Below are 23,571 nucleotides of genomic sequence, written 5' to 3' on the forward strand. Positions count from 1 at the left end.
CGCGGATGGACCAGAAGGGGCCGACGCGCCGAGGCAAAGAAGTGAGCGGTGCCTTTCTTGGCTACGCCTGGATCGAGTACGAGGACGATCAAGGGCCGTGCGGAGTGGGTTTGGACTCTACGCTCTTTGCCCTTCGCTCTCCGCTTCAATAATACTTCACCAAACCATCACGCCACAGCGGCTTGAGCTGATCGATGGGGGAATCGATGAGGGTGGTGCCGTTGTGGGAGATGTAGAGGTAGGGATCACGCGTGGAGTCGCCGATGATGGTGAGGCCGGCGGCTTCGGCGGCGCTGACGTGTTCGGGGGCGATCTCGACGAGGAGGCGGCCTGGGGTTTCGCCGAAGAGGAGTTCGGCGGTGGTGAGGCCGGCGTGGGCGGGCATCTTGTCCGTGGAGATGCGGAGGCCGCCTTTGCCGCTGAAGGCCATTTCGGCCAGGGCGACGGCGAGGCCGCCTTCGCCGATGTCGTGGGCGCTGAGGACGGCGCCCTGCTTCACGAGTTCAAAATAGCGGCGGTAAGCGGCGAGGCTTTCGACTTCGCAGAAGTCAGGGCCGGCGTCCATGCCGATGCCTTTGGTGTACTTGGCGACGATGCTGCCGCGCAGTCCGGCGCTGGCTTTGCCGAGGATGGCGATCTTGCTGCCGACGCGGCGGAGGGAAGCGCCGACGACGTGCTTGGCGTCTTCCACGATGCCGAAGCCGCTGAGCAGCAGGGTGACGGGGATGGAGACGGGGCCTTCGTCGGTGATGAAGTAGTTGTAGAAGCTGTCCTTGCCGGAGACGAAGGGGGCGGCGTAGGCGATGGCGGTTTTGGCCATGCCCTTGGTGCATTCCACGAGGGCGCCGAGCTCGCGCTCGTTGTCAGGATTGCCCATGCAGAAATTGTCGAGGATGGCGATGCGGTCGGGATTGGACCCCATGGCGACGAGCTGGCGCACACACTCGTCGACGACGGCGCGTCCCATGAGGTGCGGGTCGGTCTTGCCCCACTCAGGGAGCAAGGCGCAGGCGAGGGAGACGAGCTGATTGCTGCCATCCACACGGATGACGCTGCCGTCCTGCGGGGCGTCACCGGAAGCACCGGCGAGGGGCTTGAGGACGGTGTTGCCCTGCACTTCGTGGTCGTACTCGCGGATGATCGGCTCACGGGAGACGATGGAGAAATCGGAGAGAAGCGTCTTGAGCGTGGCAGTCCAGGATTCAGGACGCACGGGGACGACGGGCTTCACGGACGGCGGGGTGCGCCATTTGCCTTTCATTTCGCGGCGCGGGGCCTCATGCAGGGCGGCGACGTGGAGATCGCAGACGATGGTGCCGTGGTGGAAAACTTTGAGGCGCTGGGAGCCATCGGCCTTGGCGAGCACGCAGAGCTCGGTCTGGTAAATGGCGGCGAGCTCGTGCATTGCAGCGAGGTCTTTTTCCTCGATGGCGATGACCATGCGCTCCTGGGATTCGCTGATGAAGACCTGCCAGCTTTCGAGATCGGGGGCTTTGAGCGGGGCGTTTTCCAGCCACACTTCGCCACCAGTTTCACGCAGCATTTCGCCTGCGGCGGAGCTGAAGCCACCGGCACCGCAGTCGGTGACGAACTGGATGAGGCCCTTCTCACGTGCGGCGAGCACGAAGTCAGCGGCCTTCTTTTCTTCAATGGGATTGCCGATCTGCACGGCGGTCTGGTCCTCTTCGTGGGAGTCGGTGGTGAGCGATGCGGAGGAGAAGGTCGCGCCTTTGAGGCCGTCCTTGCCGGTGCGACCACCGGCAGCCACGAGCAGGTGGCCGGGCTTCACTTCCTTGGCGATGTCCTTGATCGGGATGATGCCGGCGGTGCCGCAGAAGACGAGAGGATTGTAAATGAAGGTGTCGTCAAACTGGATCGCGCCATTGACGGTGGGGATGCCCATGCGGTTGCCGTAGTCGCGCACGCCGCGCACCACGCCACGCATGACGCCGAGGGGGTGGATGACATCCTTGGCCTTGATGTCTTCCTGCTCGATGTTGGGCGGGCCAAAGCAGAAGACGTCGATGGAGGCGACCGGCTTCGCGCCTTTGCCGGCACCGAGAATGTCGCGAATCACGCCGCCGAGGCCGGTATTGGCACCGGCGTAGGGCTCGATGGCGCTGGGGTGATTGTGTGTTTCCACCTTGAGGCACACGGCTTTGTCGGCGTCCAGGCGGACGAAGCCTGCGTTGTCTTCAAACGCTCCGAGCACGAAGTCGGGCTTGTCCTTGCAGATCTCTTCCGTGACCTTGCGAATGTAGGTCTTGAAGAGGCCGTCCACGATCTCTTCCTTGCCGTCGAGTGTGTGCGTGATCTTCGCGCCAAAGATGCGGTGTTTGCAGTGCTCGCTCCAGGTCTGGGCGATGACTTCCATCTCGACGTCCGTGGGCTCGCGGCCTTCGTCGTTGTAAATCTTCTGCACGGCCAGCATGTCGGCGCGTGAGAGCGAGAGCTTCATGCGCTTCGAGAGGTCGAGGAGCTGGTCGGCGTTGAGTTCGCGGAGGGGGATGGTGCGGAAAACGGCTTGGGACATGGGTGGGACCCCCTGACTTGGCGAGGAATCCGCCGTGTTCAATGGCGGAGGGGGAGGAAAATAGCGGGGATTGCGTCGATGACCGCCGCAGGTTTCTAGGACTGGGCCGTTTTTATCCCTTCAAGCTGCTGGCAAGGCCTTCTCGGCAATGGCCATTCGCAAGCGGTTCAGAAACGCCTGAAGTTCGGCAGGTTCGAGATGGCGTATCATCCAAGCCGGCAGTTCGGTGACGCGCAGTCCGTCCAAGAGCATGGCGACGACGGCAGGCTCCCAGCCACCGTCCTTGGTTTGGGCGTCTGGCAGGGCGGCGAGCAGGTCGTGGCCTGCCTGTTCCAGAAAGTAGAGGTCCACCACGTCCTTCAATTCGGTGCGACTGAGCAGCGTGGTCAGCTTGTTGGCGATGATCTCCCGCAGCGTGTCCACCCGAATGCCGTCGAAGTCGGCTTTCTTTGCATCAAGCTGTGGCGCACGATCCACGACGACATCTACCAACTCGCGTTCTTCACCACGCGTGAGCCGAAAACGGTGAAAGTCAGGGGCGGTACGCAAGGCCTGGCAGTCTGCTTTGATTTCAGCGGCGACACGGTGCACGAGGTTTTGAACTTCGATGCCCTCAACCTCGTCACCGGTGAAAAGATCTAGGTCATAGGAGCGGCGGTGATCGAGATAAAATAACCCGAGAGCGCTGCCGCCCGTGAGGAAAAAGCGCTGTTCCTGCGCGAACCAAGCGCGAAGAAAATCGCGTTTCAACGGCGTGCAGGCGTTAGATTCTTCCCAGCTCATGAGCGGCGCGGAGGAGATGCTCCCAGACGGGACGACGACGACCAAGCATGGGGCTGAGTTGAGGAAAGCTTTCGGCGACTTGTTTCAGAGTGAGAAACTGCCAGACCTGGTCCACCCGTGCCTCGCGCATGAGCCAGGCGGCGGTGTGCAGCCAGTCAACGCCTGTGCTGGTGGCGAGACGCGCTCGCAGGCTGGAAGCCGTTTCAGGACGGTCCCACGCGAAGTCGAGGTTGTCAGCGGGCATTGCTGCTACGGGCGGCATAGCGCAAGAGTAATGGCCTGCAGTTGGCCCGTCAAGCCGGGTGGAGGGCGGATAGGAGGTGGTGTGAAACGGTTGCTGTTCTTCCTGCGCCCGCTTTTATGCTGCCACCATGGCAACCATCGCAGTTCTCGGCACGCTCGACACCAAAGGTCACGAACACGCCTACGTGGCGGAAATCATCCGCGCACGCGGGCATCAGACGCTGCTGATCGACACCGGCAGCGGGGATGTGCCGCAGGTGAAGCCGGATGTGACGCGGGAGCAGGTCGCGGCGGCGGGGAAGGTGGACTTGGCGGGCATCATGGAGAGGCAGGACCGTGGCGAGGCGGTGACGGCCATGGCTGGCGCGGCTGCGGCGTTTTTGTCGGCGCTGGTCGCCAGCGGCAAGGTGCAGGGCGTGATTTCGCTCGGCGGTGGCGGTGGCACGGCCATCGGCACGGCGGCGATGCGGGCACTGCCGGTGGGGTTTCCGAAGGTGATGGTGTCCACGCTGGCGGCTGGAAACGTGGCGCCGTATGTGGGCACGAAGGACATTGTGATGTTTCCGAGCATCGTCGATGTGAGTGGCATCAATCGGATTTCCCGCGTGCTGCTGGCCCGCGCGGCGGGGGCGATCTGCGGCATGGTGGAAAGCTCGGTGCCTGAGGGAGTGGACAAACCGCTGATCGCCGCTTCGATGTTTGGCAACACGACCGAGTGTGTGAACCGGGCGAAGCAGGTGCTGGAAGACGCCGGGTATGAAGTGCTCGTTTTCCACGCCACCGGCACGGGCGGCAAGATCATGGAGTCGCTGATCGAAAGCGGTATGTTTGCAGGCGTGCTCGACATCACCACCACCGAATGGGCGGATGAACTTTTGGGCGGTATTCTCAGCGCCGGCCCCACACGCCTGGATGCGGCCGCAAGGACAGGTGCTCCGGCCATCATCACACCGGGCTGCCTCGACATGGTGAATTTTGGGGAGCGCGCGAGTGTGCCTTCGAGGTTTGAAGGACGGCACTTCTACATTCACAATCCGCAGGTGACGCTGATGCGCACGGATGCTGCGGAATGCGCGGAGCTGGGCCGCATCATCGCCTTGAAGGCAAATGCCTACCGTGGCCCCGTCACTGTGCTGCTGCCTTTGAAGGCCATCAGCATCATCAGCGCTGCCGGCAAGCCGTTCTATGATGCTGAGGCTGATGCGGCATTGTTTGATGCCATCCGTCAGAACCTGCGTCCGGGCATTCCGTTGGTGGAGATGGACTGCGAAATCAATGCGCCGGAGTTTGCGGCGGCGTGTGCGCAGGCGCTGCTGGGCAACATGGCCAAAGCGGCCGCCTGATTGCAAACCGGCGTTCGTTCTATCATTGCAGCCTCCATTGGTCAGGCCACCTTGGCTCTCACATGAACTACCCGCTCACTTTCCACTTCAAGCTTCTGGCCTTCTCTCCGCAGATCTACGTGACGGATGCCCATGGCGGCACGGTTTGCTATGTGAAGCAGAAGCTGTTTCGCTTCAAAGAGAAGGTGGAGGTGTTTGCGGATGACACGATGAGGACGCAGCTGGCGACGATTGAGGCGGACCGCATCATTGACTGGTCGGCGCGCTATACATTTAGATCTCCCACGGGTCAGGTGCTCGGAGCCATTGGCCGGCGCGGAATGAAGTCGCTGTGGAGAGCGCACTATGATGTCTTTGCTCCTGGAGCGCAGATGCCGACATTTGCAATTCAGGAAGCGAATCCGTGGGTGAAAATGCTCGATGGCCTGGTGGGTGAGATTCCCATCGTGGGAATATTCACCGGCTACATGCTGCATCCGAGCTACATTGCCACCCGTGGCGAGGCGGGTGCTCCCACACTGCGCCTGACCAAGCAGCCCGCGCTTTTCGAAGGGCGCTTTGGATTGACGCAGGAGGGGCCGGCGGATGAAGGGGAGCAGCTGGCACTGCTGCTGTCATTCCTCATGATGAATCTGCTGGAGCGGGCGCGGGGTTAAGGAAAGTAGCAATCTCTTCAAGGTCGACCGACGATTGCAAATCTGCGGTCGTTCTGTCATTGCAGCCTTGAGCCGTCCGGTCACCTTCGCGGCCTCATGTACTACCCGCTTAACTTCTGCTTCAAGCTTATGACGTCCACGCCGGAGATCGATGTCACGGATGCGTATGGCGGAACGATCTGCCATGTGAGGCAGCAGTTTTTTCGCCTTAAAGAGAAGGTGGAGGTGTTCGCGGATGACTCGGAGAGGTCGCTGCTGGCGACGATTGAGGCGGACCGCATCATCGACTGGTCGGCGCGCTACACGTTCAGATCTCCCGATGGGCGGGAGTTGGGCGGGGTGGGCAGGCGTGGAATGAAATCCATGTGGAAGGCGCACTACGATGTGTTTGCTCCAGGTGAGGAAAAACCGACGTTTGCGATTCAGAATGTCAATCCTCTTATCACCATGCTGGACGCCCTTGTGAGCGATATGGGCATCAACCTGCTCTCTGGCTACTTCCTGCGCCCGAGCTACCTCGCCACCCGTCGCGAAGGCGGAGCTCCCACGATGCGCCTGACCAAGCAGCCTTCGCTTTCCGAAGGAAGCTTTAGATTGAAGCAGGAAGGCCCGGCGGATGAAGGAGAACAATTGGCGCTGATGCTGTCCTTCCTCATGATGAATTTGCTGGAGCAGGCTCCGGGGTAAATCAGGAATCCCAATAAACTTTGGTCTTTGACGACAAGACGCCGAGGAGCCAGCCACCCACGCGCAGCCAGCCTGCGCGCTCGTGGCCAGTTTGATCCCTGACAAGGATTCGGAAGACAAACTGCCCTCTGCTGTGTGCAAGAAAGAAAGGGCCGGTCCTGAGATAACGGACCTGTGCGGAGACAAGCTCTACTTCCGTCGTTTGGGCCCACTGCAGGACGATCTTTCTGGCTTTGGAATGCTGGACCCATGCCAACACTGCAACGAGCAGTAGGATTGAAGAAAGTGTAATGAAGAAATCGGCATCGTGCATGGGCGCAGATGACGCTCAAAATAGCTGATAGGAAATGCTCCTGTCGAGCATCAATCACTGGCCATAATCACTTGGACAACCGCTCAAGCACCGCTGCAGGAAGCTCCACGGTCTTCTGCCGGCTGGAGGTGCCGCGTATCAGCGTGATCTGGCCTTTGGGGCAGTCGAGGGCTTCGGCGAGGAAGCGGATGAGCTCGGTGTTGGCTTTGCCATCCACGGGTGGGGCGTGCAGTTTCACCAGCAGCACGGGGCGGCCTTTTTCATCGGCGGTCCATCCGGCGAACTCGGATTTCTTGGCGTTCGGTGTGACGCGGACGGCGAGCTGGGAGCGATCGGTGGAGGCGGCCATGATCAGACGAGTTTGAGGCGCTTGCGCATGAGCCACTCGACGGTGAGCAGCAGGATGGCGGCACCGAACCACCACCAGCTGGACCAGAGATTGGTCTCCTGGGTGATGACCTGCTTGCGGTCGATGCTTTGTAGCAGGCTGGGGAGATCGGTAGCGGCTTGTTCTTCGCGCAGGAAACGACCGCCGCTATTGGTGGCCATGGTTTCGAGCAGCGTGCGGTTCATGGTGAGCGTGGCCCACTCGGGATTGCCAGTATCAGAGACGTGGAGGGAGAGGCGTGCCTCACTGCGCGGCGCGCTGGGGCTTTCCGCGACGGCGATCTCATAGGTGCCTGCTTTGAGGGGCGGGGTGAGGGCGCGATAAACACCGATGTGGGTGGGGTCTGCTTCGAGCTGCAGGGTGGCGACATCAGCGCCGTCGTGGATGAGGTAGGCGCGAGGCTGGGCATCGGTAACTATGTCGCCTTTGTCATTGCGCACACGCACGCGGATTTCAGAGGCTTCGCCGGGCGAGTAACGCAGGCGGTCGGTGCCGACGGAGAGTTTCTTTTGGTCGATCTGAAACGGCGGCGCGGCAATCCAGGCACCGAGCTGCATCCACAGGCGCTGATGATACAAATCCGCGACCTGAAAGCGCCAGCGCCAGAGTTCATCCGTGCCGAGGTAAAGCACGGCACCGGCGCCAACCTGACGGAAGACGATGGTGGGCTGCTGCGCTTTGGCGAGGGTGATGGCCGCGGGCAGGGGCTCGACATTTGCGTGCCAGTTCACTTTGGAAAGCGTGGGCCAGAGAGCGGTGTTGGCGCTGGGGCTGTCGCTGAGGCGCAGGGCATCAAAGCGCTGGCCATCGGTGGTGAGTTCGAGGCTGGTGGGCTGATGCTTGGTGCTGGAAGGGACAAACTTGACCGGGATGAGCGGGGCGGTTTTGCCCTGGCTCCATTCGTGCAATTTGCCGCGCTGGCCATCGATCATGATCAAACCGCCGCCGCGTTTTTCGACGAACTCAAGGATCCAGTCGAGGCTTTCCGCCTTGAGGCGGCTTGGGATGACTTCACCGAGGATGATGAGGTCGTAGCTCAGGAGTTCGTCGCGAGTTTTGGGGAAGTTTTTTTGCAGGCTGCCATTGGCGGCATTGTCCGCCATGTCATCGAAGATGCTGGTGGCCTGCCAGCGCTCATCGCGGTCGAAGTGGTTGTGGATGTAACGTGACTCCCAGCGCGGGCGGCCATCGAGGATGAGCACCTTGCGCTTCTTTTCCAGCAGGTGAATGGAGAGCTCGCGGGCGTTGTTGGAGCGCGTCTTTTCCAGCGCGGCGCGGTCGCCGCTGGCGGATATGAGGATGTTCACGCTGCGCAGAGTTTTGTCGCGCTGACCGGGGGCGGGTGGTGGCAGCTCGGTGACGGGGAAGATGAAATCGAAACCCTTCTCGCCTTTGCCATCGGTGGTGAAGTCCTTTTTCCACAGCACCTTGCCCTGGCTTTCGATGCGCACATTGGCAGGAACACCAGCGGGCATGCTGTCATTGACGGTGAGGCGGCCCTGGAAGTTTTCTTTGGAGAAGACGGATTCGGGGGCCGCGACGGCCAGCAGGGCCAGGTCCGGCGGTGGGATTTCAGTGCCAAAGCCGATGGTGAAGATGGCAGTGCCGCTGGCTTTGAGTGCGGTGCTGAATTCTTCGGGAGAGCCGGTGGAATTGTGCTGGCCATCCGAGAGCACAACGAGCGCGGTGCCTGCGGTGGCGGGGCCGAGTGCGGAGCGCAGGGTTTGATCGAGATTGGTGATGGGTGAGGTGGCGGGCATCTCAAACGTGGCGGGCATGTCGCCGGAAGTGTCCTTGCCGCCCTGGCGGTACCACCACAGGCGCTGCGTGTTCATGCCGCGCAGGGCCACGAGCTCCACATCCTGGGTCTCGGCGAGTTTTTTCAGCAGTGGTGTCGTGCCTTTGAGCAGGAGATCTTCGGCGCGTTGAAAGCGTGCCTTGGATGTGCCAGCGGCAGCGCCGGCGGCTTCGTCCGTGAGCTGCATGCTGGCGGAACTGTCCACCGCGACGACGACGCGTCCAAGCTGACGCAAGGTGGTGACGTGGCGCAGGATCGGACCCGCGAGCGCCAGCACGAGAATGAAGACCGCCAGCGAACGCAGGATGGCGGGCACCTGCGCGGCACGACTGCCGACGTACTTCAATTCACGGCGGTAGAGAAACCACATCAGGGCCGCAAGACCGAACGCGAGCACGACCACCGGGAGCGGCGAATAGCCGCCGGTGAAGCGCAGGGAGGTTTCGGTCTGGGGAGTCATGATCAGGCGATGATGGAGAGATTCTGGCGATCCAGTTCAACGAGCGTGTGAGACTGCAATGCGGAAACAATCGCTGGGAGATGGGTCTCGAACATCTTGCAGGTGTCGCGGAGGCTCATGTTGCCGGTACGGACCAGCACCAGCTTCCATGGACGTCCGTGCAAGAGATGAGAATAATAGAAGTCGGTATCTTTGGAGATGACAACTCGCTGCTCGGCTATTGAAACCAAATTGAGCGCGCTGTCTTTCGCGGCGTTTTGATCCGGCAGATCGATCGTGTGAAGGGCATCATGGCCTGCGGCGGCGAAAACACGCCGCAGGGCAGGGGGGAGATGCGCATCGATCAGGAACTTCATGCCGCGACGAGCTGCCAGCTGCGGAGCTTGAGTGATTGATTTGCAAATTCAATGCAGGCCCGCAGATCGTCGCGAACGAGATCAGGGAATTCGGCCAGGATGTCTTCAAAACTGTCGCCGGCGGAGAGATACTCCAGAATGGATTCCACCGGATAACGCAGTCCGCGAATGACGGGCTTTCCATGACAGACTTCAGGATCAATGGTGATCCGTGAGAGAAGGGTATCCGTGGATTGTTCGGGGGTCATGCCAGTTAATACGATTTCTGGAGCAGGGTTTCAATCGGTCGTTAAGCCTGCGTCAGCCTTTGGCGATGTGCTGTTGCAGGAGGACTTCGGCAAAGAGAAGGCCCAGCAGGAGGATGAGCAGCGGCTGCCAGAGTTCGCTGCCGTGGCGGCGGGTGCGGTCAAGGGCCTGGTAGGCGGGCAGGGTGTCGGCAAAGGCGGCGTCGTAACGGGTGGCGATTTTTTGGATGTCGGCGGAAGGCAGGGCTTTGAGATCGGACTCGGTGCCGTCGATGTTGAAGGCAAGAAGCATGGTCTTTTCCGCGCCGACTTTTTGAAGCTGGAAGATGCCGGGCTGGGTGATGGAGGGGCTTTGGACGAAGACGGCGTCACCTTCTTTGGCGGACTTGAGCGTCTGTATCTGGCCGGTGGGATCACGCAGAGTGAACTCGACGCCGAGTTCGGCTTTTTCGAGCGGCAGGCGGATCGTGGAACCGACAAGCTGCCAGGCGGGAGCGCTGCCTACGGTGGCAAGGTAGGTGGTGAGGCGCTGCATGAGTGGCACGAAGAAGGGCTGCAGGGGCAGATTGCTCCACTCCGCATTGGCGGTGGTGGCGGCGGCGATGACGCGGCCGCGCCCGTACTTTTTCTCGATCATCAGCGGCACGTTGCGGTCGAGATTGAAGATGCGCTGAGTTTGATCCCCCTGCGGTGCGAGCTCAAGCCAGTGGCGGAACTCGGCGTCTTGGAGGCGACCCGCACGAGTGTCATTGAAATACAGCGCGGAGGGATGCGTGAAGCGCTGCATGAGGATGCGCGCTGGCAGTGAGTCGGAATCGGCGCGGGCCTGGCCCTTGATGGCGGCAGGATACATGCCTTCGCCTTTGCGGAAGAACTCGCGGTTGTACCAATCCAGATCGCAGTCAGGTCCGGCGAAGACGAGCAGGCCGCCGCCTTCTTTGACGAATTTGTCGATCTCATTCTGCGTGTTGCCCTGCAGGCGCTGCACATCGGCCATGATGATGACTTCCTGCTGGCGGAGGTCTTCATTGCGTATTTTGCGCAGATCAATCTTCTTGGTGCGGATAAGGTCCTTCAGAGTGGCTGCTGCGACGGTGTGTGGTGTGAGGGCGATCTCAAGGAAGTCGGTGGCGCCGCTGAGTGGTTCTTTGCCGGGGCTGCCATCAATGAGCAGGACGTTGAGCTGATTGCGCACCTGCACGATGGAGTGGAAGGCGTTGTCGTCGGCGAAGCTGTCGCCTTCGAGGCGGACGGAGAGCGAATGGTCGCCGACCTTGTCGAAGGCATGCGTGAAGGAGAGCACGGCCTCGCCTTCCGGGGCGAGTGAAACACGGGCGGTGCGCAGGCGTGCGCCATCGGCTTCGAGATGCACGGGGATGTCCTGCCAGGGGCGCTTGCCGTGGTTTTTGATGCGCACCCTCAGGCCGATGGGCTGGGACTCAGCGGCGACGAGTGCGGAGATGTCGGCGCTGGCGATGCTGATGTTCTCCGCGAGATCACTGCCCACACGGTAAAAGGTGATTTGCGGCTTGGGCTCCTGTTTGGAAATCGTTTCGAGTGCAGGCAGCGCAGCACCGTCGGCGATAGCTTTCCAGTCGGCTTCCTGGAAATCGGAGACGATGACAACTTCTCGCGTGGCATTGGGGGAGTCCTTCAAGGCCGAGGTGGCGGCCTGAAAGGCATCATTCGCAGACAGCGGGCCTGACATGGAGGGCACCTCGCTGAGTTGCTTGGGAATGAGGGTGCGATCCGTGGTGGCTTGATCCAGCAGCTTGCGCGGCGTGCCGCCGGAGAGAAGGACCTGCGCACTGGAGCCGTCTGGCAGATCGGTGATCATTGTCTGCATGTCCTGACGCGCCTGCTGCATGACGGTGCCGCCGGGCAGTGTGGTCTGTGCGGCGGGGGCGCGCATGGAGAAGGAATCGTCCAGCATGACGATGAGCGAGGAACTGCCGAGGCCGAGCGATCGTAGTGCCGTGAGCACCGGGCGTGCGAGACAGAGGGCGAGCACGATGGGAATGGCGATGCGGATGATGAGTAGCAGGAGCTGCTCGACCTTCATCTTGCGCTTCCGCTGGCGGATGACCTCATGCAGCAGGTGCATGGCACCCCAGCGCACGGTGACGACCTTCCGCTTGTTCAACAAGTGGATGATCAGCGGGATGAGAAAGGCCGCTGCGCCAAAAAGGAGAATGCCGTGAAGAAAACTCATCGCATTCTCAGTGCTAAATAACTCCGCAGCGCGGCGGAGTGGGATTCGTCGGTAGGCAGGCTCAAGTAATCGACCTGATGCTTGCGGAAGCCTTCCTTGAGCTGGGCGGCGAAATTCTGCTGGGCCTCGATGTAGCGCTGGCGGATCGTGGCGGGATCGAGGAGGAGGAAGTCGTCGTCGTTTTCGAGGTTTTCAAAGCGTGCCCAGTTGCCAAAGGGGAAGTCGATTTCGTCGCGGTCCCAGAGCTGGAGGGCGATGATCTCGTGACCTTTCTTGCGCAGGACGCCGATGGAGCGCAGGAGGGCGGCGGGATCGTCAAAGAAGTCGCTGATGAGAATGACGAGGCCACGGCGCTTGAGGCGCTGGGCGAGGGATTCGAGCACCGGGGCGAGGCTGGTGTCCTTGCCGGGCTCGGTCTTGACCATGGTCTCAAGCAGCAGGTGAAGGTGCGTGATCTTGGTGCGGCAGGGGATGACGTCGCGCACCTTGGAGTCGAAGGTGATGAGGCCCACGGCGTCCTGCTGGCTCATGAGCAGGTAGGCGAGGGATGCGGCGAGCTTGCGGGCGTAGTCGAACTTCAAAATGCCCTTCTGGCCGCGGTAGCCCATGCTGCCGCTGGCATCGAGCACGACGGTGGCTCGCAGATTGGTCTCTTCATCAAACTCACGGATGTAGAAGCGGTCGGTGCGGCCAAAAATTTTCCAGTCAAGGCGGCGGATCTCATCCCCCTGCACATAGGGGCGGTGCTGGCGGAACTCGACGCTGAAGCCCTTGTGCGGCGAGGCATGCTGACCGGTGGTGAAACCTTCGACAACCGTGCGCGCAAAGAGCTGCAGAGTCTGCAGGCTGGTGATGTCTTCGGCTTGAAGAATGTCGGAGAGAGTAGCCACTGATGTGGGGAATTAGGGGGGGCGGGCGTGTGGCGCAGCCGCTCACAGCACTCGCGTTTCGCTCTTCTTCGTCTTCTTCACCAGTTCGGCGATGATCTGATCGACCGTGATGCCTTCGGCTTCGGCGTGGAAGGTGGGAACGAGGCGATGGCGCAGGGCAGGGGCGGCGAGGGCTTCGATGTCGTCTGTGGTGACATGCGTGCGGCCCTGAAGAAGGGCGCGGACTTTGCCGGCGAGGACGAGCATCTGGCTGGCACGCGGGCCGGCACCCCAGCTGAGCATGCTCTTCACGTACTCGGAGGCGTCGGGTTCCGTGGGGCGTGTGGAACGGACGAGATCGAGGACGAAGTCGATGACGTGATCAGGCACAGGCACCTTGCGGGCCAGTTGCTGCGCGGCCTGGAGTTCTTCAGCGGTGATGACGGCTTCGATTTCCTGTGTCACGCCACCCGTGGTGCGGGCGATGATTTCGCGCTCGTCATCGCGCGTGGGGTAATCGACTTTGATGAGGAAGAGGAAGCGGTCCTTCTGGGCTTCGGGGAGCGGGTAGGTGCCTTCCTGCTCGATGGGGTTCATCGTGGCGAGCACGAAGAAGGGCTTGGGCAGTTCATGCGTGACCTGACCGACGGTGACATGCTTTTCCTGCATGGCCTCCAGCAGAGCGGCCTGCGTTTTGGGAGGGGTACGGTTGATTTCGTCGGCGAGGATGATCTGGGAAAAGATGGGGCCTGGCTGGAAGACGAGCTTGCGGCGGCCGGTCTCCGCATCTTCCTGGATGATCTCGGTGCCGGTGATGTCCGCAGGCATCAGGTCGGGCGTGAACTGGATGCGGCGGAAGCTCAGGTGCATCGCGTCGGAGAGCGATTTGACGAGGAGGGTCTTCGCGAGGCCGGGCACCCCTTCGAGCAAGCTGTGGCCGCCGGCGGCGATGGCGATGAAGACCTGCTCAATGACGGCCTCCTGTCCGACGATGCGTCTGCCGAGAGCAGCTTTGAGTTTGTTGTAACCTGAGACGAGAGCGGCGGCAGCAGCGGAGTCGGACATGGGGGGATGACGAAATCAGAATGACGAGTAAAATTGAAGCCGAGAAAGGCATCAACGGGCGAAGAGTGAACACGAGGACGGAACGGGAGTTCTTTCCACTCTTGCACACATGCTGGCAAGAAGACAAAAAAGAGGGATTTGCAGAATCCCGCTGAATCAGATTTTGCTGATGCAGGCGATGGCCATGGCGGCGATGCCTTCCTCACGCCCGACGAACCCGAGGCGTTCGTTGGTCGTGGCTTTGACGCCGACCTGATTGGGCTGGATGCCCAGTGCGGCGGCGATGTTCTTTTTCATCGCGGCGGCGTGGGGATTCACCTTGGGCGCTTCAGCGATGAGGGAAGAGTCCACGTTTTCAATGCGCATGCCCTTGTCTGCGGCGATCTGGGCGCACTTTTCGAGGATTTTGAGACTGCAGATGCCTTCGATGGTGGGATCGTTGGGGGGAAACCAGTGGCCGATGTCGGGCTCGCCAAGAGCGCCGAGCACGGCGTCGGCGATGGCGTGGCTGAGCACATCCGCATCCGAATGGCCTTTGAGGCCGCGCGAATGCGGGATGGTGACACCGCCGAGGACGAGGGGGCGGCCTTCTTCAAAGGAATGAACGTCGTAACCGATGCCTGTGCGTACCATGGGTGGAAATCAGGCGTTATGATCTGCGGCTTTCTTCAAGCTGGCAAGCACCTCGGGGATGGGGAGGTCGATGCGCTGGCGGTTGAGGAAGTAGCTGACGTTTTCGTAGCCTGCTTCAGTCAGGTGGTTCAAGGCGGTGACGAAATGCTCGCCGACGCGAAAGGCGCGATGCGAATCGGAGCCGAGGACGATGGGGATCTTGCGATCAGCCATCATGCGCAGCATTTCATTCCCGGGATTCATTTCGGAGTAGCTCTTGTTGAGGCCGGAGGTGTTCAGTTCCATGGCCACACCGGTGGCCGCGATGCGGTCGAGAGCGGTGGAGACGGTGTTTTTGACGATGGCAAAGCACCAGGAGTCCGGATGGTAGTTTTTGACCAGATCGGGGTGTGCCAGGCAGTCGTAGAGGCCGGATTCAGCCGACTTGGCGAGGTGCTCGAAGTAGGTGCGGCGGAAGTTTTCGATGGTGCCGGTCTCGAACTTGTTGAGGTATTCCTTGGCCTGCCAGTGAACGGCGCCGAGCACGTAATGGAAGTCGGCACGCTTGTGGAGGTTGGCGATGTATTCCTCACAACCGGGGAAGAATTCGCTTTCGATGCCGAGGCGGATGTCGAGCTTGCCCTTGAAGGCATCGGCGGCACGCTGAACGAGTGCGACGTAGGTGTCGAACTCACTCTCCGACATGCGCACCGTGGGCCAGAAGCCGTTGGGCATGGGGCAGTGGCAGGTGAAGATGATGCCTTTGAGGCCGGCCTTGAGGGCCTGCTGGGCGTACTCTTCAGGCTCACCCCAGGCATGCTTGCACAGCGGGGTGTGCATGTGGGAATCGTAAAACAAAGCGCCAGACTTGGTGGGGCCGGGAGGTGGCAGCGGCTGGGCCGGTGCTTTCTTGACCACGGCGACGACCGGAGCGGCAGCGACCACCGGGGCCTCTACTGCGGGCGCAGCCACTTCCACAGCCGGGGCTGGAACGGGGGCGGGGGCCTTTTTGGCGGGCGCGGGCTTCTCAGGGGCAGGCGCTGGCGCGGCCTTGACAGCCACAGGAGCGGGGGCCGCAGGAGCTTTGGCGGCGGCGGCAGGCTTGGAAGGGGCGGGTGCCTGCGCTTTGGCTGCTTTAGCCACCGGCTTGGGGGCAGGCTTGGCGGGGGCCGGAGCGGGCTTCGCCGCGACAGGTTTGGTTTTTGGAGCAGGAGCCTTGGCCGCAAGGTTTTTCACCACGGCCTTGGATGGAGTGGCTTTTTTGACCACTTTCTTCGGGGCTGGCTTGGCCGCGGTTTTTTTGGCAGCAGTCTTTTTGGCGGGAACCGGCTTCTTTTGGGTCAGCGTTTTCTTGGCTGGGACAGGTTTGGCCTTGGTCTTGGAGGCCACGGTTTTATTGGATTTTGCCGCAACAGGCCTGGCCTTACCTTGGGCCGCCTTTTTCGTGTTTCGTTTAGGTTTGCTCACAGTCTAGCTCCTGGTTCCATGCAATATCAGCCATCCTTTTCCTTCGACTTCCGCGATCCGTGCGTTTTTAGCGCTGCCTGCTGGGCCTGGAAAACAAAGTCGTAAAGTTAAGGGGACATCTTTCCAGTTTCCGGTCTGGAGTTGCTGGAGAAGGGGTTGGAATTTAGGATCTTTACGATCAAAGTAGGCATAAACGACGTCATTATCGTCAGGATGCTTGATTTCGAGCAGTTCGCTGCCCATCGGAGCGGCCTCCGGCGGAATATTCTGAGGTTTGGAGGCGATCACGCGGAGGAGTGTGGGCGCGGACGGCTGGGTTTTGATGAACTCCTCCCAGTCGATTTCGCCATAACGAACCGAGCTTTCCCAATCCACCCGGAAGGTGCCGTCCACCATTTCTTCAATGATGAGGCTGACAGGCTCGGCATTGGCAAAAACGGCCTGAGCATACCCGAGACGGTAGCCTTCCTCCTCCACCGGCAGCGCCCAGCCAAGAGTTTTCCACTCGAGCGGAGCGTGAGGATGGCTGCTGTAGTAATGCTCCATCAATGGACGCACACGCTGGGGATCACGGACAAAAGCGAGCTGCTGGTCCGTGGTGGAGGCTTCAAAAAAACCACGAAGTGTGCGTTCAATTTGGGATCTTTTGCTCTCGATGTCCACAATGGCGGAGGGACTTGGGGAGCCTGAAGCCATGAGTTTCAATGAACTGGACTGGGAGCTGACAGGAGTGTTGGGGCTGACTCCACGGGGGGCGGCGCCTATGGACGGACGGATCTCGGAGGGATCGCCCAAAAGAGAAGGCTGCTCTTTGATATTGCCTGACCAGTGATGTTCCTTATCATTGTCGTACATCGACTGAACGTACTCAGGATTGACCCGGGCGGACTCCCAGAGCTTGATCATGACGACCCGTACGACCGTGGCGATCATGATCACGAGGGCCATGCAGCCGAGAATGGTGGCAACGGCGTTGATCATGGCCTCGCGCCGCCGGGCTCGGCTGCGGCGTGGCGGATCATTGTCAGCGATGCTCGGATGGGTCATGGCAAACACGCGTTGGTGGAGCCGAAGGCGGGATTTGAACCCGCGACCCTCGCATTACGAATGCGATGCTCTACCACTGAGCTACTCCGGCATGAACGTGTGACTTTAAGTCTTTAATTATATAAGGGGTGCTCAGATCTTGTCATTTGCTTTCTTTGACAGGTGGAAAAATTCTTAGCTCAAGGGCGGGTGGGGAAAGCCTGAGGCGGTGCAAATGGCAGCCACCCGGCTCCCAACAGCTCGTGCTTGAATCTTGGGTGAACTCACTGAGAGTGGCCTATGCCCAGTCCAACCATAGCTGCCCAAGCTGGAACTCCCTATGGTGAATTCCTTGCCGAGCAGGAAGAAATTCAACGCCTGAAGTGGCTCGCCAGTGAGAGCGAAGGCCATGACATCGGGTTTGAGTTTGCGCTCAATGACTGGGCGCAGAACCACCGCGCGGAGTGGCGAAGCATGCGAAACCAGCTGAAGGGGCAGCAGGACTGAGTCTTTTTTTGCCTGCCAGCCGGGCAATATTGCTGAGGATGGCGCGTTATGGCCCGATGATGATTTGTCGCGCTGCCGCCCTGAAGGCTATTTTTCTGCTGTCCGTCCCGCTGCTGCACGCAGCACCCCGCACGAATGTTTTGTTCATCATGGCTGATGACCTGCGTCCGGAGCTGGGCTGCTACGGCTCTGTGGCGGTAACGCCTAATCTCGATGCGCTGGCGAAGCGCGGCATGATTTTCCGGAAGGCCTACTGCCAGCAGGCGGTCTGCAATCCTTCCCGCTCCTCCATGCTGACCGGGCTGCGTCCGGACACTCTGGGGCTGTATGTGAATGGAACGCATTTTCGCGAGCTGAAGCCGGCGGTGAACACACTGCCGGGGTGGATGAAGGACCACGGCTACACCACCCGCTGTGTGGGCAAAATTTTCCACAACTGGCATACGAAGGAGCATGGCGACCCGCGCTCATGGAGCGCTCCGGAATTCCTGCACTACGCAAATCACGGCGATGACGTGCCGCAGGTCGGCGGACCGCTGCCGCCGAATCTGACCACGCTCTCCAGCAGCCTGCGCCAGTATGGAAAGGTGCCGCTGTGTGAGTGCCGTGATCTGCCGGATGAAGCCTATTATGATGGGCGGGTGGCCGCCGAGGCTGTGCGTGTGCTGGGTGAGATCAAAGGCGAGCCGTTTTTTCTTGCCGTCGGTTTTTGGAAGCCGCACGCCCCGTTCAACGCTCCCAAAAAATACTGGGACATGTATCAGAGAGACCAGCTGCCGGTGCTCGATCCCGCACGGCCGGCCGCCGCCCCAGAGATCGCTTTTCACCAGAGCACGGAGATTCTGGGGCCGGTGAAAGACCAAAAGCAGCCCACCGCAGAGCAGTCGGCGGAGATGAGGCATGGGTATTTCGCCGCCATCAGCTACATGGACGCCCAGCTTGGGAAGGTGACCGCCGAGCTGGAAAAGCAGGGCCTGCTGGACTCCACTCTCATCGTGTTCTGGGGGGATCACGGCTACCACATCGGAGAACACAGTCTGTGGGCCAAGACCTCAAACTTCGAGCTGGATGCGCGCGTGCCGCTCATCGTGGTGCCACCGCAGGCAAAGCATGCCGGGGCCAGCACGGATGCGCTGGTGGAAATGGTGGATCTTTTTCCCACCATCACCGCCCTGTGCGCTGTCCCGGAGGCGCCGGGCCTGGACGGGGTCAGCCTTGTGCCGCTGCTGAACGATCCCAAGGCTAAAATCAAAGTCGCCGCCTACACGCAATTTCCCCGACCTGCCTATCCGGACCGTACCCCGCGTGGCAGGCCGGAGGTGATGGGGGTGAGCGTCCGCACCCCGACGCTGCGTTATACCGAATGGCGGGATTTTGACACTGGCAGCGTGGTGGCGAGCGAGCTGTATGACCACGCCCGTGATGAGGCGGAAATGAACAATGTGATGGCCAGTCCGGCTGATCGTGCGGCCCTCGAACAAGCGCAGCAGCTTTTGGTACGCCAATTTCCGCGTGGAAAGCGATAAAACAGGCAAAAGGACTGTAAAAAAGCGCAACTTAATGGTTGCCAATGACGCCCAAATTTTGTTAATCATCATTAAGCCACATGAAAAATCGTTTTTTACTCCTTGCCTTCACCGTCTGCGCTCTTTCCAGCATCGCTTACGGTGACATCCAGTCTCCTCCCGGACATCACTTTACGTGGAGCCGGAAACTCAGCCGCGGTATCGGCAACGTTCTGTTTGGCTGGTTCGAATACCCGGCTGTCTGGCGCAAGACCAACGAGTCTGATGGTTCCATCGCCGCCGCTTCCGATTTCTTCGTCGAAGGAACCAAGCGCACATTGGTGAGAGCTGGCTACGGGCTCTATGAGATTGCCACCTTCCCAATTCCTAGCTGGAAGCGCACCTACCGCCCACCTTATCATCACAAGGAGAACGTGGACACCTGGTGGGGCTACACGGAGTTCGCTCCTGAAGTGGGCTTCCGCTCCGAGATTCCGTATTCCTCCTCCCAGGGCTGGTAACAGCCAACAAGGCAAGTTTCTCAAGGCACAGACTGCAAACAGTCTGTGCCTTTTGTTTGCAAAGCAGGGTTCCTGCTGGCAAGAAAGAACCGTTTCCTCATGCCTGAAGCTCATAAGATCGACATCAACCATGTGGCCAAGCTGGCCCGGCTTACGCTCTCCGACGAAGAAGCCAAGCGCTACGAGTCCCAGTTGGACGGCATTCTGACCTACATCGACACGCTGACACGTTACGATCTGGACGGAGTGGAGCCGACGGCGCACGCCATGCCCGTTTATGATGTGCTGCGGGCGGATGAACCGCGTCCTGGCTTTACTCAGGAGCAGGCGCTGTCCAACGCGCCGAAACGTATCGCCGACCAGATTCAGATTCCCAAGGTAATCGAGTAACCGTCCAACCTCTGCCGCTGCTTCCCGCTCTCATTTTCCTATGCTCGCCTCCTCCACCATCGCAGCCTTGCGCAAAGGCATCACTGCGGGTGAAATCACGCCACGAGACATCGTTTTGGATGTCGCGAAATCCATCGAAGCAGGCAATGCGGAGATCGGTGCCTATTTGTCCTGGGACGTTGAAGCCGCTCTCGCCGAAGCCGACCGCGCCGATATCACGAAGCCGCTGGGTGGCATCCCCATCGCGGTGAAGGACAACATGAACGTGACCGGCCAGCCCTGCACCTGCGGCTCGCGCATCCTGGCTGAAAACTACACGGCCCCCTACGATGCGGGCGCGATCCAAAAGCTGCGTGCGGGTGGTGCCATTCCATTTGGCCGGCTGAACATGGATGAATTTGCCATGGGCTCCAGCACGGAGAACTCCGCCCTCGGCGTCACTCGCAATCCGCGCGATCTTTCCCGCGTCCCCGGTGGCTCCAGCGGTGGCAGTGCTGCGGCGGTGGCGGGAGATCTTGCCATTGCGGCCTTGGGGTCAGACACGGGCGGCTCGATCCGCCAGCCAGCGGCGCTGTGCGGCTGCGTGGGCATCAAGCCCACCTATGGCCGTGTGTCCCGCTATGGCCTCGTGGCGTTTGCTTCTTCGCTGGACCAGATCGGCCCGGTCACCAAGACGGTGGAAGACTCCGCGCTTTTGCTGAATCACCTTTGTGGTTACGACGCCCATGACTCGACCTCGCTGAATATCGAGGTTCCGGATTTCACCGCAACCCTTGGCCAGGACATCAAGGGCCTGCGCATCGGCCTGCCCAAAGAGTATTACATCGACGGCATCCACGCCGGAGTGTCTGCCAGCGTGCAGGCGGCCATTCGCCAGCTGGAGTCTCTGGGGGCGATCATTGAAGAAATCAGCCTGCCGCATACGGAACTCGGTGTGGCGACTTACTACGTGCTCGCACCTGCGGAGGCCTCGGCCAACCTCGCCCGGTTTGACGGTGTTCGTTACGGTCACCGCAGCAGCAGTGCAGGGGATTTGATGGAGCAGTACACGAAGTCCCGCTCGGAAGGTTTCGGCCCCGAGGTGAAGCGGCGCATCCTGCTGGGCACCTACATGCTCAGCTCCGGCTACTATGACGCGTATTACATCCGTGCGCAGAAGGCGCGCACGCTGATCCGTAATGACTTCACGGAAGCATTCAAAAAAGTGGACGTGATCCTTTCCCCCACCAGCCCCACACCAGCCCACAAGCTGGGTGAACTCAAAGACAACCCGCTGGCGGCCTATCTTGAAGACGTGTTCACCATTCCCGTGAATCTGGCCGGACTTCCGGGAATCAGTCTGCCATGCGGCACGGTGGATGTGGAAGGCAAAGCGCTTCCTGTGGGACTGCAGATCGTGGGCAAAGCGCTGGATGAAGCCACCGTGCTGCGTGTGGCGCATGCGTATGAGCAATCGCGCTGAGGAACGTGAATAAAATGAATAAAATCTCTCCACAGAGTTTGACAAAAGAACGCACTGGTCTATTCTCGTTGCCCGCTGTTTCAAACACGGCGGGAAGGTAAGTTTCAACGCACCCGTAGCTCAACGGATTAGAGCATCTGACTACGGATCAGAAGGTTTCAGGTTCGAATCCTGACGGGTGCGCCACTCATTACTGAATGAGTTAACAAGGCGCTTTGTTCCGCCAAACTGACTGACCGCTTAAATGTGCCAACTGTGCGCGCGGATGAAAGCAAAGCGGGTGTCTCACAAGGTGGAACTACACAAGAGCTACATAGACCCGCTCAATGATGCATTTCAGTCAGACATCAAGTGAGGATGGATGCATGAGCATTGTCGAATGGAATGCGAGTGGTGGCTTGGGCTGTCGCGGTTTCTGCCACAGAAGAGACTGGGCTATGGCGAATTGCGAGAGCCTGCAACTGGCGGCAAGGGTTGCTTCACCAAGAAGATGTCAACGACAGTAAAAAAACGCAGCAGGTTTCATCGCCTGATTCAAACTGGGCTGGGTGGAGGGAGGTTCCTTGAATGGCTCTCACCGACAGCGGTGGAGCAGCGGTGGAGCCGGGAACGATTGCACCGGCTGATTGAAAGCCGTCTTGAGGGGCGCAAATTCATTGTGGTCTCAAACCGCGAACCTTTCATCCACCGCAAGCGCCCGGATGGCACGGTGGAGTGCATCCGGCCAGCCAGTGGCATGGCCACGGCGCTGCACCCTATCATGATGGCTTCCGGCGGCACCTGGGTGGCCCAGGGGGCAGGGGATGCGGACCGGGACACAGTGGATGCAAACGACTGCGTGATGGTGCCGCCTGAGGCGCCGGGCTACAGACTGCGGCGCGTATGGCTTGATCCCGAAGTGGAACGCGGATTTTACTACGGGCTGTCGAACGAAGGACTGTGGCCGCTGTGTCACATCACCTTCACCCGCCCAGAGTTTCGCCCCCAGGACTGGCTGGCTTATAAAGAGGCGAACCGCATCTTTGCCGAAGCGGTGCTCAAGGAGGCGGATGGCGGCAAGGCGCTGGTCTTCATCCAAGACTACCACTTCTGCCTGCTGCCGCGCATGCTGCGGGAGATGAGTGGCGGACGTATCGTGAGTGCACACTTTTGGCATATCCCATGGCCGAACCGTGAAGTCTTTCGCGCCTTTCCATGGGGGGAGGAACTGCTGGACGGTCTGCTGGGCAATGACCTCCTCGGCTTTCACATTCATTACCATTGTCAGAATTTTTTGGGCACCGTGGACCGCGCTCTGGAAGCACGGGTGGACACGGACCGAAGTGAAATCACCCGTGGCGGGCATCTGACCCGCGTGCGCCCCTTTCCCATCAGCATCGATTTCGAAGCTGACAACAAACTCGCCACTTCGCCAGAAGTGGCTGCCGCCATGCAGCGCTGGCTGCAGCGACTGCCCGGCCTGAAGGGGCGGAAGATCGGGGCCAGCATCGAGCGTCTGGACTACTCCAAAGGCATCCCACAGCGCATCCATGGGCTCGAACATTTTTTTTGAACAGCACCCGGAGAGTCTGGGCAAGCTCTGTTTTGTGCAGATTGCCGTGCCAAGTCGTGATCACCTGGCAAGTTATCAGGCGGAACAGGCGGCAGTGGACTTCGCGGTGGCGCGCATCAATGAACGCTTTGGCACCTCGGACTGGCAGCCTGTTTATCTCCTCAAGGAACACCACGGGCCGCTGGACATGATGGCCCTGCACCGGCTGGCAGATTTTTTCATGGTGAACTCCCTGCATGACGGCATGAACCTGGTGGCCAAGGAATTTGTGGCCAGCCGAAGTGACGAGCGTGGCGTGCTGATCCTGAGCCTTTTCACCGGAGCCTCGCGGGAACTGACGCAGGCCATTAGCATCAACCCCTACGCTATTGAGGAAATTTCCGTTGCTGTACATAACGCGCTGACAATGAGCGCCGGGCGTCAGCAGCGGCGCATGCGGCTCATGCGCGAGCAGGTGGCACATCAGAACGTCTATCGCTGGGCCAGCCGTCTGCTCATGGCCATGCTGCGCATTGAGCACCCGGACGACGAAGATGACGATGAACTGCTTGAGCAGCAGCCTTTTGAGGATGCATGAA

The 23,571-nt window shown here is 60.3% G+C and carries 24 protein-coding genes and 2 tRNA genes; 11 read left to right on the top strand and 15 right to left on the bottom strand.

Annotated elements, in window-relative coordinates; genetic code table 11:
- Positions 1-145: 145 nt before the first annotated feature.
- The 3 genes from purL to AC24GY_RS21810 form a co-directional block, all read right to left on the bottom strand.
- Positions 146-2,533, bottom strand: coding sequence for a phosphoribosylformylglycinamidine synthase subunit PurL (gene purL, locus AC24GY_RS21800; RefSeq protein ID WP_422315724.1), 2,388 nt, complete (start codon positions 2,531-2,533; stop codon positions 146-148).
- 120 nt (positions 2,534-2,653) lie between these two features.
- Complete coding sequence (locus AC24GY_RS21805) at positions 2,654-3,316, bottom strand: nucleotidyl transferase AbiEii/AbiGii toxin family protein (protein ID WP_422315726.1); 663 nt, start codon at positions 3,314-3,316, stop codon at positions 2,654-2,656.
- Positions 3,297-3,560, bottom strand: coding sequence for a hypothetical protein (locus tag AC24GY_RS21810; RefSeq protein ID WP_422315728.1), 264 nt, complete (start codon positions 3,558-3,560; stop codon positions 3,297-3,299). The genes AC24GY_RS21805 and AC24GY_RS21810 overlap by 20 nt, the downstream gene beginning before the upstream one ends.
- Positions 3,561-3,687: 127 nt before the next feature.
- On the opposite strand from AC24GY_RS21810, the gene AC24GY_RS21815 reads away from it, so the two are divergent.
- From AC24GY_RS21815 to AC24GY_RS21825, 3 genes are all read left to right on the top strand, one after another.
- Positions 3,688-4,902 carry a Tm-1-like ATP-binding domain-containing protein gene (locus tag AC24GY_RS21815; RefSeq protein WP_487687178.1) on the top strand — a complete coding sequence of 405 codons (1,215 nt, stop codon included), beginning with the start codon at positions 3,688-3,690 and terminating at the stop codon, positions 4,900-4,902.
- A gap of 62 nt (positions 4,903-4,964) precedes the next feature.
- Positions 4,965-5,558: an LURP-one-related/scramblase family protein gene (locus AC24GY_RS21820; RefSeq protein WP_487687180.1), complete on the top strand. Its 594-nt coding sequence runs from the start codon at positions 4,965-4,967 to the stop codon at positions 5,556-5,558.
- 96 nt (positions 5,559-5,654) lie between these two features.
- A complete protein-coding gene (locus AC24GY_RS21825) occupies positions 5,655-6,245 on the top strand; it encodes an LURP-one-related/scramblase family protein (RefSeq protein WP_487687182.1) in 591 nt (196 codons plus the stop codon).
- Position 6,246: 1 nt separating this feature from the next.
- Here the strand turns inward: AC24GY_RS21825 and AC24GY_RS21830 are convergent, their stop codons facing one another.
- The 12 genes from AC24GY_RS21830 to AC24GY_RS21885 all read right to left on the bottom strand — a co-directional run bounded on the left by AC24GY_RS21830 (position 6,247) and on the right by AC24GY_RS21885 (position 17,168).
- The gene (locus tag AC24GY_RS21830) at positions 6,247-6,558 is read right to left on the bottom strand and encodes a hypothetical protein (RefSeq protein WP_487687185.1); all 312 of its coding nucleotides are present in this window, start codon (positions 6,556-6,558) and stop codon (positions 6,247-6,249) included.
- A 67-nt stretch (positions 6,559-6,625) separates the two neighbouring features.
- A complete protein-coding gene (locus tag AC24GY_RS21835; RefSeq protein ID WP_422319399.1) occupies positions 6,626-6,907 on the bottom strand; it encodes a DUF167 domain-containing protein in 282 nt (93 codons plus the stop codon).
- Positions 6,908-6,909: 2 nt separating this feature from the next.
- Entirely contained in the window at positions 6,910-9,204 is a 2,295-nt protein-coding gene (locus AC24GY_RS21840; RefSeq protein WP_487687188.1) for a hypothetical protein, read from the bottom strand.
- Between the two features lie 2 nt (positions 9,205-9,206).
- Entirely contained in the window at positions 9,207-9,560 is a 354-nt protein-coding gene (locus AC24GY_RS21845) for a DUF5615 family PIN-like protein (RefSeq protein WP_487687190.1), read from the bottom strand.
- Positions 9,557-9,808, bottom strand: coding sequence for a DUF433 domain-containing protein (locus AC24GY_RS21850; protein ID WP_422319393.1), 252 nt, complete (start codon positions 9,806-9,808; stop codon positions 9,557-9,559). The genes AC24GY_RS21845 and AC24GY_RS21850 overlap by 4 nt, the downstream gene beginning before the upstream one ends.
- Positions 9,809-9,860: 52 nt before the next feature.
- The gene (locus tag AC24GY_RS21855; protein ID WP_487687192.1) at positions 9,861-12,017 is read right to left on the bottom strand and encodes a BatA domain-containing protein; all 2,157 of its coding nucleotides are present in this window, start codon (positions 12,015-12,017) and stop codon (positions 9,861-9,863) included.
- A complete protein-coding gene (locus AC24GY_RS21860; RefSeq protein WP_487687195.1) occupies positions 12,014-12,907 on the bottom strand; it encodes a DUF58 domain-containing protein in 894 nt (297 codons plus the stop codon). The genes AC24GY_RS21855 and AC24GY_RS21860 overlap by 4 nt, the downstream gene beginning before the upstream one ends.
- Before the next feature lie 42 nt (positions 12,908-12,949).
- On the bottom strand, positions 12,950-13,951 hold the full coding sequence (locus tag AC24GY_RS21865; protein WP_422319386.1) for an AAA family ATPase: 1,002 nt from the start codon (positions 13,949-13,951) through the stop codon (positions 12,950-12,952).
- A gap of 156 nt (positions 13,952-14,107) precedes the next feature.
- The gene (ispF, locus tag AC24GY_RS21870) at positions 14,108-14,584 is read right to left on the bottom strand and encodes a 2-C-methyl-D-erythritol 2,4-cyclodiphosphate synthase (RefSeq protein WP_487687197.1); all 477 of its coding nucleotides are present in this window, start codon (positions 14,582-14,584) and stop codon (positions 14,108-14,110) included.
- Between the two features lie 9 nt (positions 14,585-14,593).
- A complete protein-coding gene (locus AC24GY_RS21875) occupies positions 14,594-15,952 on the bottom strand; it encodes a histidinol-phosphatase (RefSeq protein WP_487687199.1) in 1,359 nt (452 codons plus the stop codon).
- A gap of 81 nt (positions 15,953-16,033) precedes the next feature.
- Complete coding sequence (locus AC24GY_RS21880; protein WP_487687202.1) at positions 16,034-16,978, bottom strand: hypothetical protein; 945 nt, start codon at positions 16,976-16,978, stop codon at positions 16,034-16,036.
- Positions 16,979-17,093: 115 nt separating this feature from the next.
- Positions 17,094-17,168: transfer RNA gene (locus tag AC24GY_RS21885), tRNA-Thr, on the bottom strand.
- Positions 17,169-17,356: 188 nt separating this feature from the next.
- On the opposite strand from AC24GY_RS21885, the gene AC24GY_RS21890 reads away from it, so the two are divergent.
- From AC24GY_RS21890 to AC24GY_RS21925, 8 genes are all read left to right on the top strand, one after another.
- On the top strand, positions 17,357-17,563 hold the full coding sequence (locus tag AC24GY_RS21890) for a hypothetical protein (protein WP_422322392.1): 207 nt from the start codon (positions 17,357-17,359) through the stop codon (positions 17,561-17,563).
- A gap of 56 nt (positions 17,564-17,619) precedes the next feature.
- Positions 17,620-19,089: a sulfatase gene (locus AC24GY_RS21895; protein WP_487687204.1), complete on the top strand. Its 1,470-nt coding sequence runs from the start codon at positions 17,620-17,622 to the stop codon at positions 19,087-19,089.
- Positions 19,090-19,169: 80 nt separating this feature from the next.
- Positions 19,170-19,589, top strand: coding sequence for an exosortase system-associated protein, TIGR04073 family (locus AC24GY_RS21900; RefSeq protein ID WP_487687207.1), 420 nt, complete (start codon positions 19,170-19,172; stop codon positions 19,587-19,589).
- A 99-nt stretch (positions 19,590-19,688) separates the two neighbouring features.
- Complete coding sequence (gatC, locus tag AC24GY_RS21905) at positions 19,689-19,979, top strand: Asp-tRNA(Asn)/Glu-tRNA(Gln) amidotransferase subunit GatC (RefSeq protein WP_487687209.1); 291 nt, start codon at positions 19,689-19,691, stop codon at positions 19,977-19,979.
- Positions 19,980-20,019: 40 nt separating this feature from the next.
- Positions 20,020-21,441 carry an Asp-tRNA(Asn)/Glu-tRNA(Gln) amidotransferase subunit GatA gene (gene gatA, locus AC24GY_RS21910; RefSeq protein ID WP_487687212.1) on the top strand — a complete coding sequence of 474 codons (1,422 nt, stop codon included), beginning with the start codon at positions 20,020-20,022 and terminating at the stop codon, positions 21,439-21,441.
- Positions 21,442-21,550: 109 nt separating this feature from the next.
- Positions 21,551-21,627 (top strand) — tRNA-Arg (locus tag AC24GY_RS21915).
- Between the two features lie 427 nt (positions 21,628-22,054).
- On the top strand, positions 22,055-22,993 hold the full coding sequence (locus tag AC24GY_RS21920; RefSeq protein ID WP_487687214.1) for an alpha,alpha-trehalose-phosphate synthase (UDP-forming): 939 nt from the start codon (positions 22,055-22,057) through the stop codon (positions 22,991-22,993).
- The gene (locus AC24GY_RS21925) at positions 22,971-23,570 is read left to right on the top strand and encodes a trehalose-6-phosphate synthase (protein WP_487687217.1); all 600 of its coding nucleotides are present in this window, start codon (positions 22,971-22,973) and stop codon (positions 23,568-23,570) included. The genes AC24GY_RS21920 and AC24GY_RS21925 overlap by 23 nt, the downstream gene beginning before the upstream one ends.
- The last annotated feature ends 1 nt before the right edge of the window (position 23,571 follow it).

The organism is Prosthecobacter sp. Pr1, assembly GCF_057652315.1.

Excerpts from the sequence above, each read along its gene's own strand:
- AC24GY_RS21820 (WP_487687180.1), top strand. The coding sequence starts at position 4,965 with ATGAACTACCCGCTCACTTTCCACTTCAAGCTTCTGGCCTTCTCTCCG.
- gatC (WP_487687209.1), top strand. The coding sequence starts at position 19,689 with ATGCCTGAAGCTCATAAGATCGACATCAACCATGTGGCCAAGCTGGCC.
- gatA (WP_487687212.1), top strand. The coding sequence starts at position 20,020 with ATGCTCGCCTCCTCCACCATCGCAGCCTTGCGCAAAGGCATCACTGCG.
- AC24GY_RS21810 (WP_422315728.1), bottom strand. The coding sequence starts at position 3,560 with ATGCCCGCTGACAACCTCGACTTCGCGTGGGACCGTCCTGAAACGGCT.
- AC24GY_RS21835 (WP_422319399.1), bottom strand. The coding sequence starts at position 6,907 with ATGGCCGCCTCCACCGATCGCTCCCAGCTCGCCGTCCGCGTCACACCG.
- AC24GY_RS21805 (WP_422315726.1), bottom strand. The coding sequence starts at position 3,316 with ATGAGCTGGGAAGAATCTAACGCCTGCACGCCGTTGAAACGCGATTTT.
- AC24GY_RS21900 (WP_487687207.1), top strand. The coding sequence starts at position 19,170 with ATGAAAAATCGTTTTTTACTCCTTGCCTTCACCGTCTGCGCTCTTTCC.
- AC24GY_RS21865 (WP_422319386.1), bottom strand. The coding sequence starts at position 13,951 with ATGTCCGACTCCGCTGCTGCCGCCGCTCTCGTCTCAGGTTACAACAAA.
- AC24GY_RS21855 (WP_487687192.1), bottom strand. The coding sequence starts at position 12,017 with ATGAGTTTTCTTCACGGCATTCTCCTTTTTGGCGCAGCGGCCTTTCTC.
- AC24GY_RS21880 (WP_487687202.1), bottom strand. The coding sequence starts at position 16,978 with ATGGCCCTCGTGATCATGATCGCCACGGTCGTACGGGTCGTCATGATC.
- AC24GY_RS21890 (WP_422322392.1), top strand. The coding sequence starts at position 17,357 with ATGCCCAGTCCAACCATAGCTGCCCAAGCTGGAACTCCCTATGGTGAA.
- ispF (WP_487687197.1), bottom strand. The coding sequence starts at position 14,584 with ATGGTACGCACAGGCATCGGTTACGACGTTCATTCCTTTGAAGAAGGC.
- AC24GY_RS21845 (WP_487687190.1), bottom strand. The coding sequence starts at position 9,560 with ATGAAGTTCCTGATCGATGCGCATCTCCCCCCTGCCCTGCGGCGTGTT.
- AC24GY_RS21925 (WP_487687217.1), top strand. The coding sequence starts at position 22,971 with ATGGGCTCGAACATTTTTTTTGAACAGCACCCGGAGAGTCTGGGCAAG.
- AC24GY_RS21815 (WP_487687178.1), top strand. The coding sequence starts at position 3,688 with ATGGCAACCATCGCAGTTCTCGGCACGCTCGACACCAAAGGTCACGAA.
- AC24GY_RS21825 (WP_487687182.1), top strand. The coding sequence starts at position 5,655 with ATGTACTACCCGCTTAACTTCTGCTTCAAGCTTATGACGTCCACGCCG.
- AC24GY_RS21830 (WP_487687185.1), bottom strand. The coding sequence starts at position 6,558 with ATGCACGATGCCGATTTCTTCATTACACTTTCTTCAATCCTACTGCTC.
- AC24GY_RS21840 (WP_487687188.1), bottom strand. The coding sequence starts at position 9,204 with ATGACTCCCCAGACCGAAACCTCCCTGCGCTTCACCGGCGGCTATTCG.
- AC24GY_RS21850 (WP_422319393.1), bottom strand. The coding sequence starts at position 9,808 with ATGACCCCCGAACAATCCACGGATACCCTTCTCTCACGGATCACCATT.
- AC24GY_RS21895 (WP_487687204.1), top strand. The coding sequence starts at position 17,620 with ATGATGATTTGTCGCGCTGCCGCCCTGAAGGCTATTTTTCTGCTGTCC.
- purL (WP_422315724.1), bottom strand. The coding sequence starts at position 2,533 with ATGTCCCAAGCCGTTTTCCGCACCATCCCCCTCCGCGAACTCAACGCC.